Source organism: Dactylosporangium sp. NPDC006015 (genome assembly GCF_040614215.1).
In the GTDB taxonomy this organism is placed as follows: domain Bacteria; phylum Actinomycetota; class Actinomycetes; order Mycobacteriales; family Micromonosporaceae; genus Dactylosporangium; species Dactylosporangium maewongense.
Window position 1 is genome coordinate 1 of the sequence record NZ_JBEXUD010000026.1, and the last position, 15,255, is coordinate 15,255.

The following is a 15,255-nucleotide window of genomic DNA, read 5'->3' on the forward strand; positions in this document are numbered from 1 at the left end:
AAAACCATGCTCAAGACCGCGTTCGGCTGGACCGACGACCAGGCCTACCGGCACATGGGCATCTCCGGCATGAACGGCCTGTCCGACCAGCAGGAGCTGACGTCGGTCGCGTACTGGCAGCAGATCCGCGACTGGGCCCAGTCCAAGCACCTCGCCCGGCTCGCCTTCTGGTCCGTCAACCGCGACCGCCCCTGCCCCGGCGGCGGCGTCGTCTCCAACTGCAGCGGCATCGCCCAGAACAACTGGCAGTTCACCCAGATCACCGCCACGTTCACCGGGTAACCGCGCGAACTGAGCACAGCGAGGGCTGGTCCTGCTACAGGGCCAGCCCTCTTCTGTCGGGGTGGCGCCCCAGCCAGGCCGTGTAGCGGTCGTTCTTGCGCACGGCGTCGGCGTAGGCCTCGATCGCATACGCCCAGACCTGCCCCGCCACGTCGGCGGCGGGCCCGTCGGGCAGCCAGCCGAGCATCTGCCGCCAGTGCAGCGGCGCGCCCGCGATCGGCACCGCGGCCAGGCCCGCCATCGGCCGCAGCGTCGCCTGGCACAGGCCGACCGCGTCGCCGGACTCGATGAGGTCGATCGCGCCGCGGACCTCCGTCTCGAACAGGACCCGGGGCGTGAACCCGGCCCTGGCGCAGGCCGCCGCGTGGCAGGAGGAGAAGCAGCCGTCGCCGGGCGCGGCGACCCACTGGGCGTCGGCGAGCTCGGCCAGGTCGACCTCGTCGCGGTCGGCGAGCCGGTGCCCCTCCGGCAGCAGCAGGAACACCGGGTCGGCGGCCACGGCCCGCCAGGCGAGCCCGTTGTCGGTCGCCGGGGGCGCGTCGCCGCAGGCGCCGACCAGGACGAAGTCCAGCTTGCCGGCGAGCACCTGGTCGCCCAGCTCGGCGGCGGACCACGACGCGTGCGTGCTGACCTGGGCACCCGGATGGTTGCTGCTGATGCGGTGCACCAGGCCGCCGAGGATCGGGCCGTTGACCGCACCGATCCGGTACCGCCCGGCGCGGTCCGTCGTGCTGGCCAGCCGGGTCGCCTCGTCCTGGAGCCCCTTGACGGCCGGCAGCAGCACCCTGGCCCGCGCCAGCACCAGCTCACCCAGCGGTGTCGCGCGGGCCCCCCGCCGGTCCCGCTCGAACAGCAGCCCGCCGAGCGCCCGCTCGATGCGCTGCAACTGCGCGGTCAACGCCGGCTGGGCGAGGCCCAGCACGGAGGCCGCCTTCGTGACACTGCCGGCATCCGCGATCGCGCACACGACCCGCAGGTGCCGCAGCTCCAGATCCATATGCAGACGGTAGGACCTCCGCCGGATGGGGAGAAGACCCCAAAGCCATCGAGCCTCACCGTTTTCGCAGATCGACACATCTGCGAAACGTGCCGGTCGATCATCATATACGGGGGGCGGGTATGCGGCGATGCTATGGAACCGGGCCGCCTGGGTACCCTGGACGGGTGCTCTCCCCCCGCCGCTGGTGCGCCGGTGCCGCCACCGTCACCGCGGCGACCGGCGCGATCGGGCTCGCCTTCGCCGTGGCCGGCTCGGCGCCGTGGCGCTATGTGAGCGAGTCCGGCGTCGCCGGCGCGCCCCACCCGACGCTCTACCGGGTCAGCATGCTGCTCCTGGCGGCGTCGCTGGCGTTCCTGGCGGTGCCGGCCCGGCACACCGCCCGCCACGCCCTCGTCGCGCTCCCGTTCGTGCCCGGGCGCGTCGCCGCCCTGGTGCCGGCGGGGCTCGCCGCGGCGGCGATCGCCCTGGCCGCGCCTCTGGCCGCCGTCGCGGGCGCGGTGACCTGCTCCCCGGGGTGCCCGCTGCCGCCGTATGAGTCGCCCCAGCCGCGGGACCTGGTCCACGCCGCCGGCGCGATCGGCGCGCTGCTGCTCCTCGCGCTGGCGATTCTGGTGTACGCCACCCAGCCCGATCACTCGACGCTGCGCCGTACGGGGCGGCTCGGGGTGCTCCTGGCGTTCCCGCCGCTGATCCTGTCCGCGATCGGCATCCTGTTCCTGGGCCGGGGTCTCTTCACCGGCCTGATGGAGCGGGCCGCCCTGGTCGCCGTGTCGGCATGGCTGGTGCAGACCGCCGCCGTCCACGTCCGCGCCAAGCCGTGACCCGCACCGTCGTCGTCACGGGGGCGAGCGCGGGGATCGGCCTCGCCGCCGCGAAGGGGTTCGCCGCCGCCGGCGACCACCTGATCCTCCTCGGCCGGAACGAGCAACGCCTGGCCGCCGCCCTCGACGCCGTGCGCGAGGCCGGCGCCGCCGACCCGGTGGCCGTGCGGGCGGACTTCGCCGACCCGGCCCAGGTGCGGTCCGCGGCCGCCGAGGTCCGCGCCGCCTGCGACCGCATCGACGTCCTGGTGAACAACGCCGGCGGCCTCTTCCGCGGCCCCACCTGCCTGCAGGTCAACCACCTGGCCGGGTTCGAGCTGGCCCACCTGCTGCTCGACCGGTTGCGGGACCCCGCCCGGCTGATCACGACCGCGTCCCTCGCCGAGGCCTGGGGCGTGCTGGACGTCGACCGGCCGCTGCGCGCCTCACTCTGGCACCGCAGCCGGTGGCTCGCCTACGGCTCCTCGAAGCAGGCGAACATCCTGTTCACCCTGGAGGCGGCCCGGCGCTGGACCGCACGCGGCGTCCTGCCCGTGGCGTTCTTCCCGGGTCTCGTGCGGAGCCGGTTCGCCACCACCAGCCCGCTCTTCATGCTCGGCAAGCTGATCCCGGTCCTGTTCAGCTCCCCGCAGAAGGCCGCCGACACCCTGCTGTGGCTGGCCGGCGCGCCCGCGGAGGCACTCGTGCCCGGCGGCTACTACTTCCTGCGGCAGCCCTTCGCCGCGACGCCCCGCTCCACCTCACCGGCGCGGGCCGCCCGCCTCTGGGCGTCCTCCCTGGAGGCCGTCAAGCTTCGGTGAACGCGAGCCGGCGGCCGTCAAGCTTCGGTGACCGCGAGCCGGAGACCGTCAGGCGTCGGCGACCGCGAGCCGGCGGCGGGCACCGCGGCCGGGGCGGGGCACGACGTCGCGCGGCGGGACCTGGGCGTGGCCGGACTCGCAGACCAGCACGGCGTGCACGGGCGCGCCGCAGCCGCGGTGGACCGTCTCCAGCGGCGGCCCCTCCGGCCCGGCCAGGTACCGGTCGCCCCACTCCAGCACGGCGACGAGCAGCGGATACAGGTCGAAGCCCTTCTCGGTGAGCCGGTACTCGTCGCGGACCCGCGAGCCGGGCTCCCGGTACGGCACCCGGCGCAGCACGCCGTTGTCGACGAGCATGCCGAGGCGGTTGGTCAGCACCTGCCGCGGGATGCCGGTGCGCTCCCGCATGTCGTCGAAGCGGTGGATGCCGTTGAAGACCTCGCGCAGCACGACGACGGTCCACTTCTCACCGAGGATCGCCATCGCCGCGCCGATGGTGCAGTTGTCGACCGACCAGTCCAGTGCCGCAGGTCTCATCCCGTCAGGCTAACCCGCACCTGAGTCTGGTTGACAGATCCAGCTCTCGCCCGACAGGCTGCATCCATGACGCAGACTCAGGACGAGGTCCGTAGCCGCACGTTCACGTGGTCCGACCCGATGCTCAACGCGGCCGAGCTCGGCCGGCGCAGCGGCCTGGAGCTGCTGCGGGCGATGGCCCGCGGCGAGCTGCCGGCGCCGCCGATCACGCACCTCATGGGTGCCGGGCGGATCGAGGCGGAGCTGGGCCGGGTCGTCGTGACCCTCGAACCGCAGGAGTTCCACTACAACCCGCTCGGCAGCATCCACGGCGGGGTCCTCGCGACGCTGCTCGACACGGCCGCCGCCTGCGCCGTGCACTCGACGCTGCCGGCCGGCGTCGGGTACACCTCCCTCGACCTCAGCACGAAGTTCCTGCGCCCCGCGTCGATCGCGTCCGGCACCCTGACCTGTGAGGGCACCGTGCTGTCGAAGGGCCGGCGGACCGCCCTCGCCCAGGCGGTGATCACCGACGCCCGCGGCGGCATGGTCGCCCACGCCACGTCGAGCTGCATGATCTTCGACCTGACCTGAAGGCCGCACCTGGAGGCCGCACCTGGAGCAGCGTGACCGACACCACGCTGCGTGAGGCTTGATCAGCGAAGAGTGTCCGACCTGGTGACAACGCCACGCTACCGGCTGCTCAACCATGGATCACGGCGAGTCGTCGACCCATGGAAGGGGACCGAATGCCAAGCAGAAACCGGAGCGCACTGGGAGCCGCCGCGGCAGCGATCATCACGATCGCCGGCGTGGCCGCACCGGGCGCGCCGGCGGCCTCGGCACCACCGGCGGCATCGGCCGCCGACCAGCTGACCCGGGTGATCGTCGCCTACGACGACGCCGACGCGGCAGCCCGGGCGGTCGACCGCGCCGGCGGGAAGGTCGGCCGGGCGCTGTCGATCGTGGAGAGCTTCGCGGCCGAGATACCGGACACGCAACTGTCCGCCCTGAGGGCCGCCCCCGGCGTGCGGTCCGTGACCCTCGACGGTGAGGTGGCACTCCAGGCCGAACGATGGCGCGCCGACGGCGACGCCAACTCGATGTTCAGCGTCGTGCGCGCGACCGGCGCGCTGGACGTGTGGAAGAAGACCGACTCCAGCGGCCGCCCGATCGGCGGCGCCGGCGTCGGCATCGCCCTGATCGACTCCGGCGTCTCGCAGGTCACCGGGCTCAACGACCCGGGCCGGATCGTCAACGGGCCGGACCTGTCGTTCGAGTCGCAGTCGCCCAACCTGCGCTACGCCGACACGTTCGGGCACGGCACCCACATGGCCGGCCTGATCGCCGCCCGCGACCCGGGCACCAACTTCATGACCGTCGACTCGCCGACCAACTTCACCGGCATGGCGCCCACCTCGACGCTGATCAGCGTCAAGGTCGCCACCGCCGACGGCGCCACCGACGTCTCGCAGGTCATCGCCGGGATCGACTGGGTCGTCACGCACCGCAACGACCCCGGCCTGAACATCAAGGTGCTGAACCTGTCGTTCGGCACCGACAGCTACCAGGACGAGAAGCTCGACCCGCTGTCGCACGCGGTCGAGGCGGCCTGGAAGAAGGGCATCACGGTCGTGGTCTCCGCCGGCAACGACGGCAAGACCCGCACCGCGCTGTCGATGCCGGCGGCCAACCCGTACGTCATCGCGGTCGGCGCCGCCGACTCGAAGGGCACCGAGTCCCGCTCCGACGACGTCCTCGCGGACTTCAGCACCCGCGGCAACACCACCCGCTCCGCCGACCTGACCGCGCCCGGCCGCTCGATCGTCGGCCTGCGCGACCCGGGCTCCTACGTCGACGTCAACTACCCGACGGGGCTCGTGCCGGGCGACACGACCGGACGGTACTTCCGGGGCAGCGGCAGCTCGCAGGCCGCGGCCATCACGTCCGGCGCCGCGGCGCTGCTGCTGCAGCAGCGCCCGAACCTCACGCCCGACCAGGTCAAGAAGCTGCTCGTCAGCACCACCGACGCGATGACCGCCGGCGACGTGCTGGGCCGCGGCTCCGGCCAGCTCAACATCAAGAAGGCGATCGAGGCGCCGACGCCCGCCGCCACGCAGACGTGGGCGGCGTCGACCGGCACCGGCACGCTGGAGTCCTCCCGCGGCTCCGCGCACGTGGCGGACCCGGTCACCGGCACCGAGCTGACCGGCGAGACGGACATCATGGGCCGGGCCTGGACGCCGTCGACGTGGGCGAAGGCATCGACCGCCGGCACCGCGTGGACCGGCGGCACCTGGAACGGCGCGACCTGGACCGGCACGTCGCTGAGCGGCACGGCCACGACCGGCCGCAGCTGGGTCGCGGTCGGCTGGTCCGGCACCAGCTGGTCCGGGCGCACCTGGAGCGGGCGCACCTGGAGCAGCGCCGTGTGGGACGGCCGCACATGGAGTGGCCGAACTTGGTCAGGTAGCACCTGGAGCGGCCGAACTTGGAGTGGAAGCTACTGGTCAAGCTCCATCTGGCAGTAACCCTCATGAAAAGGGCGATTCCGGGACGGTCATGAAGAAAGCACGCGCGTGGACGCGCCCGGACGCACGGGTGGCGGCGCTCAGCCTGTGGCTGGGCGTCGCCACCGTCGTGGCCCACGGTCTGCGCATCCACCACGGCGGGCTTCCGGCGTCCCCCGATGCCCTGCCGCTGATCCTGCTCGCCGTCGCGTTCGCGGTCACCGAGGGGTTCGCGGTGCACATCCGGGTCCGCCGCGGCGGCCACGCGATGAGCCTCAGCGAGATCCCGATGGTCCTCGGGCTGCTCTCGGTCGACCCGACCCTGCTGCTCACCGTCCGGCTCCTCGGCGGCGGCCTCGGCCTGGTGATCCTGCGTGGCCAGCGCGGCGTCAAGCTCGGCTTCAACGTCGCCCTCCTCGGCGTGCAGACCACCGCGGCGTCCGTGATGCTGCGCGCCCTCACCGGCCCCACCCTGCCCGACGTCGGCCCGATGCAGTGGCTGTACGTGCTGCTCGTCATGCTCATGTCCGACGTCGTCGCCGCGGTGCTGGTCACCGCCGTGATCGCGCTGCACGACGACCCCAGCGAGTGGAAACGCCTGCCGAGCGCCCTGCAGGGCCTGCCGCTCGTGGCGATCACCACCAGCATCGGCCTGATCAGCACCCTCGCCATCGACCGCGACCCCCGGGCGATCGCCCTGCTCGCGATCGTCTCCGCGGTCACGTACCGGGCCTACCGCTCCTACGTCAGCCAGAGCCAGGGCCACGAGCAGGTCGAAGAGCTCTACGCCTTCACCCGCGCCGTCGACGGCGTCCTGGACACCGGCGGCGTCGCCCGCATCGTGCTCGAACAGGCCCGCGACCAGCTTCGCGCCGAGCGGGCCGAGCTGATCATCCCGGGCGCCGACGGCTCCCAGATCCGGATGCGCATGCACGGCCGGCACCAGCTCGACACGACCGTCATCGACGCCCTGCCGGAGACCGCGTGGTGGCAGCCCGCCCGCGCCGGCACCCCCGTCCTGGTCGCCAAGGGCAGCCGCGTCGTCGGCTCCATCGTCGACGGCATCGCGGTGCCCGTGCCGCTCAACGACGGCGCGACCGGCGTGCTGTTCGTCGCCGACAGCCTCCCCGACATCCCGACCTTCGGCGAGCATCACGTCCGCCTCTTCCAGGCGCTCGCCAACCACGCCAGCCTCTCGCTCGCCAAGGCCCGGCTCCTCGACGAGCTGCGCCGGGAGGTCGCGGAGAAGGAGCACCTGGCGCTGTACGACCCGCTCACCGGCCTGCCCAACCGGCAGCGCTTCCAGTCGCTCACCGACGCGCTGCGCGCCCAGGGCACCCCGGTCGCGATGCTGCTCATGGACCTCGACCGCTTCAAGGACGTCAACGACGCGCTCGGCCACGACATCGGCGACACGCTCCTGCGGCAGGTCGGCGACCGCCTGCAGGGCCGCCTCGGCGACCGCGGCACCGTCGCCCGCTTCGGCGGCGACGAGTTCGCCGTCCTGCTGCCCGGCATCCGCACCCGCGAGGTCGCCGTCGCGATCGGCGACGACCTCGCCGCCGCCATGGAGCAACCGATCGCGATCGGCCACCTGCGCCTCAACGCCCGCGTCAGCATCGGCATCGCGCTCGCCCCCGAGCACGGCCACGACGCGAAGACCCTCATCCAGCGCGCCGACGTCGCCATGTACGTCGCGAAGACCACCCGCACCGGGGTGCGCGTCTACCAGCCCGACGACGACCGCAACAGCCCCCGGCGCCTCGCCATGGTCGCCGACCTGCGCGAGGCCATCCAGCGGCACGACCTCGTCGTCGTCTTCCAGCCGAAGCTGGAGACCGCCACCGGCATCGTCCGCGGCGCCGAGGCCCTCGCCCGCTGGCACCATCCCGCGCACGGCTTCGTCCCGCCCGACGAGTTCATCCCCCTCGCCGAGACGTCCGGCCTGATCCGGCCCCTGACCCTGCACGTGCTGGAGGTCGCGCTGCGCCGCTGCGCCTCGTGGCGGCGGATGGGGCACGACATGCACGTCGCCGTCAACCTGTCGCCCAACAGCCTGCAGGAGGCCGACCTGCCCGACATCGTCGCCCGGCTGCTGGGTCAGGCGGGTGTACCGGCGAGCGCGCTGACCCTGGAGATCACCGAGAGCAGCATCATGGACGACCCGGCCGACAGCCTCGTCACGCTCGACCGCCTGCACGCCCTCGGCGTCAAGCTCGCCATCGACGACTTCGGCACCGGGTATTCCTCCCTCGGCCGCCTCCGCGAGCTCCCCATCCACGAGATGAAGATCGACAAGTCCTTCGTGCAGCGCATCGCCGTCGACCACCGCGACCGTGCCGTCGTCCGCTCCGCCGTCCAGCTCGGGCACGCCCTGGACCTGGAGGTCGTCGCCGAGGGCGTCGAGGACGAGCAGACCCTCCACCACCTGCGCACGGAGGGCTGCAACCTGGTCCAGGGCTACTTCATCTCCAAGCCCCTGCCCGCCGACGAGTTCGCCGACTGGCTGGCCGCACGGGTGCCGCAACTCGGACAGGCATAACCTTTTCCCGCATGTGCACCGTGCTCCTCCGCTTCGACCCCGCCGCCACCTTCCCCGTCCTGCTGGCCGCGGTCCGCGACGAGTACCTCGCCCGCCCCTGGGAGCCGCCCGCCGAGCACTGGCCCGGCTTCTGGGGCGGACGCGACAGCACCGGCGGCGGCACCTGGCTCGCGGTCGACCCCGCCGCCCCGGCCGTCACCGCGCTGCTGAACGGCTTCCCGCCCCTGCCGCCCCTCGGCGACCGCCCGACCCGCGGCGCCCTCCCGCTGACCCCCCTGCCGCAGGACCTCTCCGGTTTCGACGCCTTCCACCTGGTGCGGGCGACGCCCGCCGAGGTCACCGTCCTGTCCTGGAACGGCACCGACCTCACCACGCACACCCTGCCCCCGGGCGACCACGTGATCGTCAACCAGGGCGTCGACGTCAACGACTTCGCCCCGCTCCACGCCGCCGCCACCCCTCCCCTCGACCCGGACACCCCGACCCGCGAGGCCTGGGGCGACTGGGTGCCGCTGCTCGCGGGCGGCGCGTTCACCGGCGCCGCTCCGCGCACGCTGCTCGTGCGCCACGAGGTGGACGGCCTGGAGTACGGCTCCGGCTCCGCCAGCCTGGTCGCCCTGGGCCGCGACACCGTCCGGTACGACTTCGCCACCACCCCCGGCCCCTCCGCCACCTGGACCTGGATCCCCGTTCCCCCGACCCGCTGACCGCCCCGTCCCGCTGACCGGTCCGCCACGGTGGACCGGTCCGCCACGGTCGACCGGGACTCACAGGTGGCGCACAGGTGGGGCCCAAGGTGCTGGCAGGGGCGGGCCGCAGTCTCGGGAACATGACGACGACGCTGGTCCGCCCCGCTGACATTGCCGACACGCCCCCGCAGACGCCGCCGCCCCGGGATCCGGTCTGGGCCCGGCCGGCGTTGGGGGTGCTCCTGGTCGGCACGCTGGTGGCGTACGTGTGGAACCTCAGCGCATCGGGTTGGGGCAACGCCTTCTACGCGGCGGCGGCGCAGGCGGGCGGCGAGAGCTGGAAGGCGTGGTTCTTCGGCTCGTCCGACGCGTCGAACTTCATCACGGTCGACAAGACGCCCGGCGCGCTGTGGGTCACGGGACTGTCGGTGCGCGTCTTCGGGCTCAGCTCCTGGAGCATCCTCGTGCCGCAGGCGCTGATCGGGGTGGCGACGGTCTGGCTGCTGTACGCGACGGTGCGGCGCTGGCACGGCCCGGCGGCCGGGCTGCTGGCCGGGGCGGTGCTCGCCACGACGCCGATCGCGGCGCTGATGTTCCGGTTCAACAATCCTGACGCCCTGCTCATGCTGCTGCTCGTCGCCGGCGTGTACGGCATGGTCCGCGCGCTGGAGCGGGGCAGCACCTGGTGGCTGGTGTTCGCCGGCGGCAGCGTCGGCCTCGGCTTCCTGACCAAGATGCTCCAGGCGCTGCTGGTGGTGCCGGCGTTCGCGCTGGCGTACCTGCTGTTCGCGCCGACCGGCTGGGGGCGGCGCCTCGTGCAGCTGCTGGTCGCGGGCGCGGCGGTGGTCGTGTCCGCCGGCTGGTGGGTGGCGACCGTCGAGCTGATCCCGGCGTCGTGGCGGCCGTACGTCGGCGGGTCGCAGAACAACTCGATCCTGGAGCTGACCCTCGGGTACAACGGCCTCGGCCGCATCACGGGCAACGAGACCGGCAGCGTCGGCGGCGGGGGCGGCGCCAACGGTGGCCGCTGGGGCGAGACGGGCTGGTCGCGGCTCTTCGACGGGCAGACCGGCGGGCAGGCGTCGTGGCTGCTGCCGGCGGCGCTGATCTTCCTGGTCGCGGGCCTGGTCTGGTCGACGCGGAAGGCCGCCTACGTGCTGTGGGGCGGCTGGCTGGTGGTGACCGCCGTCGTCTTCAGCACCATGCAGGGCATCTTCCACGACTACTACACCGTGGCCCTGGCGCCGGCGATCGGCGCGCTGGTCGCGATGGGCACGGCCACGCTGTGGCGCCGCCGCGGCAACGTGTACGCGCTGCTCACCCTCTCCTCGGCGGTCGCGGTCAGCGCGATCTGGTCCTACGTGCTGCTCGCCCGCGCCACCGGTTTCCAGCCGTGGCTGAAGGTCGCGGTCCTGCTGGCCGGCGCGGCGGGCGCGGCGGGCGCGGCGGGCCTGCTGGTCAGCCAGCAGCTCGGCCGCGGGATCGGGCGGCGGGTCTCGCTCGCGGCGGCCGCGGCGGCGCTCTTCGCGGTGCTCGGCGGGCCGGTCGCCTACTCGTTGAACACGATCGCCACCCCGCACTCCGGCTCCATCGTCACGGCGGGTCCGGCGGTCGCCGGAGGCTCCTTCCCGGGCGGCGGCGGCCGCGGCGGTACGGGCGGCGGCCCTTCCCGGAACGGCGGCTTCCCAGGAGGCACCGGCACCTTCCCCGGTCCCGCCGGCACTGGCGGCGGCTTTCCCGGCGGCGGCGGTGCGGGCCAGCGTGGCGGCATGGGCGGGGGCGGCATGGGTGGGCTGCTCAACGCCACGACGCCCAGCGCGGAGCTGGTCGCGCTGCTGCGGGAGGACGCGGCCAAGTACACGTGGGTCGGTGCGGCCGTCGGGTCCAACAGCGCCTCCGGGTACCAGCTGGCGACCGAGCTTCCCGTGATGGCGATCGGCGGCTTCAACGGCAGCGACCCGGCGCCGAGCCTCGCACAGTTCCAGCAGTACGTCGCCGACGGCCAGATCCACTACTTCATCGGCGGTGCCGGCGTCGGCGGGCGCAGCAACGGCGGCAGCAGCGTCAGCGCGGAGATCGCCGCGTGGGTGGCCGCCAATTACACGGCGCAGACGGTCGGCGGCGTCACGGTGTACGACCTGTCCTGACCACGCCTCCCGTCCACGAGGGCCGTCCCGTTTCCGGGGCGGCCCTCTTCGCAGCCGGGGTGCCGGCTCGCTTTCACAGGTGGGGTACAGGATCGCCACAACCTGCCGGAAGCAACGGAGCCGAACTTGGTTGGCATGACGACAACGACGCTCCCGCGCGCAGCAACCACCGACGTCACCGCCGCCAGCGCGGTCCTCGACGTCGTCGTCCCCGTGTACAACGAGGAGCGCGACCTCGGCCCGTGCGTGCGCCGGCTGCACGCCCACCTCAGCGCGACGTTCCCGTACCCCTTCCGGATCACCGTCGCCGACAACGCCAGCACCGACGGGACGCTCGCGGTCGCCACCACCCTTGCCGGCGAGCTGGCCGGCGTCGAGGTGGTGCACCTGACCGAGAAGGGTCGCGGGCGGGCCCTGCGGGCCGCGTGGGACGCCTCCGACGCGCCGGTCCTCGCGTACATGGACGTGGACCTGAGCACCGACCTCAACGCGGTCCTGCCGCTGGTCGCCCCGCTGCTGTCGGGCCACTCCGACGTCTCGATCGGCACGCGGCTGGCCCGCGGCTCCCGTGTGGTCCGCGGCGCGAAGCGGCAGTTCATCTCCCGCTCGTACAACATCCTCCTCCGCGGCACGTTGCAGGTCGGCTTCTCCGACGCGCAGTGCGGGTTCAAGGCGATCCGCAAGGACGTCGCCGAACAGCTCCTGCCGCTGGTGGAGGACACCGGCTGGTTCTTCGACACCGAGCTGCTCGTGCTCGCGCAGCGGGCCGGGCTGCGCATCCACGAGGTGCCGGTCGACTGGATCGACGACCCCGACAGCCGCGTCGACATCGTCGCCACCGCGCTCGCCGACCTCCGTGGCATCGCCCGCCTCGCCCGCGGCCTGGTCGACGGCTCGCTGCCGCTGCAGTCGCTGCGCTCCCGCTTCGGCCGGGAGCCGCTCGCCGCCGCGGGCGTGCCGGCGTCGATGCCGTCGCAGCTGCTGCGCTTCGCCGGCGTCGGGGTGCTGTCGACGGTCGCGTACCTGCTGCTGTTCGCGCTCCTGCGCCCCGCGGCGGGCGCGCAGGCGGCCAACTTCGCGGCCCTGCTGATCACCGCGGTCGGCAACACCGCACTCAACCGGCGGCTGACCTTCGCCGTGCGGGGCACCGCCCACGCCGGCCGGCACCAGGCACAGGGCCTACTGCTGTTCGCCCTCGGCCTCGCGCTGACGTCGGGCTCGCTGGTCGCGCTGGACGCGGTGGCGCCAGCACACCCGCACCTGCTGGAGGTGGCCGTCCTCGTCCTGGCCAACCTGGCCGCGACCGTGCTCCGGTTCGTGCTGATGCGGGTCTGGGTGTTCCGCAAGGCCTGATACCCGGGCTACACCGGCGCCTCTCACAAGCCGTCCCCACACCGGATCCCGATCGCCGGCACGGCGCCCGCCCGGCGGCTCGACGCGCTCACCCGGCAGCTCGGCACCCTGCTGGCCGCCCCACTGGACGCCCGGCCCGTCACCGACGAGGCCACCGCCCGAGGTCGCGTGCCCTGGGTTCCGCTTCCTCCAGGACCTTAGCCCACGACAGGAAATTGATCTCCGGCGTCGTCGCTGTCCGTAGTTTAGCCTGCCCGCAATACGAATGCCTGGGGCACCGAGCGGCACAGGGAGGCTACGCCGGGTAGTCGGAGGGCCAGGTCGGGGGGCGGCGGTCTCTGAAGGCGGCCAGGCCCTCCGCCACCTCGGCGGGGTCCTGCCGGGCGGGGCCTTCCCGGCCGTCGATGAACGCCTTGGCCGCGCGGACGCTCAGCTGGGAGCGGGTGGTGATGGTGGCGGCGGTGTCCCGTACCGACGCCGCCAACGCGTCCGGAGCGACGACGGCGTCGATGAGGCCGATGGCGAAGGCGGCCGGGGCGTCGATCAGGTCGGCGGTGAAGAGGAGCAGCTTCGCGCGGGAAGGGCCGACGAGGTCGGCCAGGCGGCGGGTCGTCGAGCGGGGGTAGACGATGCCGAGCTTGGCGGGCGTGATCCCGAAGCGGCTGTCGGCGGCGGCGAAGCGCAGGTCGCAGGCGACGGCGAGCTGGCAGCCGCCGCCGACGCAGAAGCCGTCGATGCGGGCGATGGTCGGCTTCGGGAACGCGGCGAGGGCGAGCTCGGCCTGGACGGCGACGCTGTCCTCGCCGTCGGCGGCGATCGCCGCGGCGTCGTCGATGTCGGCGCCCGCGCAGAAGGTGCCGCCGGCGCCCTCGACGACGAGGACCTTGACGGCCGGGTCAGCCTCCAGGTCCTTCAGCAGGACCGGCACGGCGCGCCACATGGCGGCGGTCATCGCGTTGCGCTTGCCGGGGTTGTCGATGGTCAGCGTCGCCACCGGGCCGTCGACCGAAACCCGGACCGCCTCGACGCCGGAACCGGCGCCCGAAGCGGTCACCACTCGTGGACGGGGACGTTGGAGTGCATCCGTGGAAGGTACTCCTCGAGCAGCTTGCGCATGGTGTCGTCGCGGTCGATCTGGCCGGCGCCGGTGATGCGGTGGACGGTGTCGACCTGCCATGAGGCGCCGTTGCGGGCGGTGAGGCAGCGCTGCTCGATGATGCCGAGGAGCCGGTCGCGGTGGGCGGGGTCGACGCCCCAGCCGTCGAGGCCTTCGCGGGCCATGGGCAGGAGGCGGCGCAGCACGAGCTCGGTGACGGGGACGGAGCCGAGGCCGGGCCAGAAGAGGGAGGCGTCGATGCCGTGGCGGGCGCCGTTGTGGAAGTTCTCCTCGGCGGCGCCGAACGACATCTGGGTCCAGACGGGCCGGTCCTGCTCGGCGAGCCGGCGCACGAGACCGAAGTAGAAGGCGGCGTTGGCCATGCTGTCCACGACGGTCGGACCGGCCGGGAGGACGCGGTTCTCGACGCGGACGTGCGGCTTGCCGTCGACGACGTCGTAGATGGGGCGGTTCCAGCGGTACACGGTGCCGTTGTGCAGGCGGAGCTCGCCGAGCTTCGGGACGCCGCCGTCGTCGAGGACGGCGATCGGGTCCTCGTCCTCGCAGATGGGCAGCAGGGAGGGGAAGTAGCGGACGTTCTCCTCGAAGAGGTCGAAGATCGAGGTGATCCAGCGCTCGCCGAACCAGACGCGGGGGCGCACCCCCTGGGACTTCAGCTCCTCGGCGCGGGTGTCGGTGGCCTGCTCGAAGAGCGGGATGCGGGTCTCCCGCCACAGCTCGCTGCCGAAGAGGAAAGGCGCGTTGGCACCGAGGGCGACCTGGACGCCGGCGATGGCCTGGGCGGCGTTCCAGTGCGCGGCGAACTGCTGCGGGCTGACCTGCAGGTGAAACTGGACGCTGGTGCAGGCGGCCTCGGGCGCGATCGAGTCGCAGCGGACGTGGAGCCGCTCGACGCCGTCGATCGCGATGAGCAGGTCCTCGCCGCGGGCCGCGAAGATCTGCTCGTTGAGCAGTGCGTAGCGCGGGTTCGCCGACAGGACGTCGGGCGTGAGCTGGTCCCGGCGCAGGGTGGGCAGGATGCCGATCATCGCGAGCCGGGTGTCCACGCCGGCGGCGTGCTCCTCGGCGGCGTTGAGGCTGGCGCGGACCTGCTCCTCGAACCCGGCGAGCCCGTCACCGGCGAGCCGGCGTGGCGGCACGTTGATCTCGATGTTGAACTGGCCGAGCTCGGTGACGAACGCCGGGTCGGCGAGGGCGTCGAGCACGCGCTGGTTGCGCAGGGCCGGGTCGTGGTGCTCGTCGACGAGGTTGAGCTCGATCTCGAGCCCGCTCATGCCGTCGCCGTCCTCGAAGTGCGCGTCCGAGAGCATGCGCGCGAACGCGTCGAGACATTGACGCACCTTGTCGCGGTACCGCATCCGGTCTTCGCGGCTGAACTCGGTCGTTTCGACGTCCTTGCCCATGGGCCGTCCACCTCCGAAGCCGTCGGTTCATCTGGCATACCACGAGTCGCGGTTTTTTACTCCTGCATCTCAACC

General features: G+C 73.1%; 12 protein-coding genes and 1 pseudogene. 9 read left to right on the top strand and 4 right to left on the bottom strand.

The annotated features are described in order from the left end of the window. Positions 1–282: pseudogene (locus tag ABZ321_RS35470) on the top strand (chitinase); the annotation flags it as partial. A gap of 34 nt (positions 283–316) precedes the next feature. Here ABZ321_RS35470 and ABZ321_RS35475 read toward each other — a convergent pair. Beyond that, the gene (locus tag ABZ321_RS35475) at positions 317–1,279 is read right to left on the bottom strand and encodes a LysR family transcriptional regulator (protein ID WP_344501447.1); all 963 of its coding nucleotides are present in this window, start codon (positions 1,277–1,279) and stop codon (positions 317–319) included. A gap of 167 nt (positions 1,280–1,446) precedes the next feature. Here ABZ321_RS35475 and ABZ321_RS35480 point away from each other — a divergent pair, with 167 nt between their 5' ends. Then, entirely contained in the window at positions 1,447–2,103 is a 657-nt protein-coding gene (locus tag ABZ321_RS35480) for a DUF998 domain-containing protein (RefSeq protein WP_354899547.1), read from the top strand. Then, positions 2,100–2,903: an SDR family NAD(P)-dependent oxidoreductase gene (locus ABZ321_RS35485; RefSeq protein ID WP_354899549.1), complete on the top strand. Its 804-nt coding sequence runs from the start codon at positions 2,100–2,102 to the stop codon at positions 2,901–2,903. The genes ABZ321_RS35480 and ABZ321_RS35485 overlap by 4 nt, the downstream gene beginning before the upstream one ends. Before the next feature lie 48 nt (positions 2,904–2,951). Here ABZ321_RS35485 and ABZ321_RS35490 read toward each other — a convergent pair whose 3' ends face one another. Further along, the gene (locus tag ABZ321_RS35490; protein ID WP_344501444.1) at positions 2,952–3,440 is read right to left on the bottom strand and encodes a helix-turn-helix domain-containing protein; all 489 of its coding nucleotides are present in this window, start codon (positions 3,438–3,440) and stop codon (positions 2,952–2,954) included. Between the two features lie 66 nt (positions 3,441–3,506). Between ABZ321_RS35490 and ABZ321_RS35495 the strand changes: the two genes are divergently transcribed. The 6 genes from ABZ321_RS35495 to ABZ321_RS35520 all read left to right on the top strand — a co-directional run bounded on the left by ABZ321_RS35495 (position 3,507) and on the right by ABZ321_RS35520 (position 12,660). After that, complete coding sequence (locus ABZ321_RS35495) at positions 3,507–4,013, top strand: PaaI family thioesterase (protein WP_344501443.1); 507 nt, start codon at positions 3,507–3,509, stop codon at positions 4,011–4,013. 218 nt (positions 4,014–4,231) lie between these two features. Further along, entirely contained in the window at positions 4,232–5,950 is a 1,719-nt protein-coding gene (locus ABZ321_RS35500) for a S8 family serine peptidase (RefSeq protein WP_354899554.1), read from the top strand. Positions 5,951–5,981: 31 nt separating this feature from the next. Then, positions 5,982–8,471, top strand: coding sequence for an EAL domain-containing protein (locus tag ABZ321_RS35505; protein ID WP_354899557.1), 2,490 nt, complete (start codon positions 5,982–5,984; stop codon positions 8,469–8,471). 11 nt (positions 8,472–8,482) lie between these two features. Beyond that, positions 8,483–9,178 (top strand): NRDE family protein, encoded by a 696-nt coding sequence (locus tag ABZ321_RS35510; protein ID WP_354899560.1) that lies wholly within the window; start codon positions 8,483–8,485, stop codon positions 9,176–9,178. 122 nt (positions 9,179–9,300) lie between these two features. Then, entirely contained in the window at positions 9,301–11,307 is a 2,007-nt protein-coding gene (locus tag ABZ321_RS35515; protein WP_354899563.1) for a glycosyltransferase family 39 protein, read from the top strand. 135 nt (positions 11,308–11,442) lie between these two features. Then, a complete protein-coding gene (locus ABZ321_RS35520; RefSeq protein WP_354899567.1) occupies positions 11,443–12,660 on the top strand; it encodes a glycosyltransferase in 1,218 nt (405 codons plus the stop codon). 295 nt (positions 12,661–12,955) lie between these two features. On the opposite strand, the gene ABZ321_RS35525 is transcribed toward ABZ321_RS35520, so the two are convergent. Both ABZ321_RS35525 and ABZ321_RS35530 read right to left on the bottom strand, forming a co-directional pair. Continuing rightward, entirely contained in the window at positions 12,956–13,717 is a 762-nt protein-coding gene (locus ABZ321_RS35525) for an enoyl-CoA hydratase-related protein (protein WP_354899570.1), read from the bottom strand. After that, on the bottom strand, positions 13,711–15,180 hold the full coding sequence (locus ABZ321_RS35530; RefSeq protein WP_344501436.1) for a glutamate--cysteine ligase: 1,470 nt from the start codon (positions 15,178–15,180) through the stop codon (positions 13,711–13,713). The genes ABZ321_RS35525 and ABZ321_RS35530 overlap by 7 nt, the downstream gene beginning before the upstream one ends. Between the last annotated feature and the right edge of the window lie 75 nt (positions 15,181–15,255).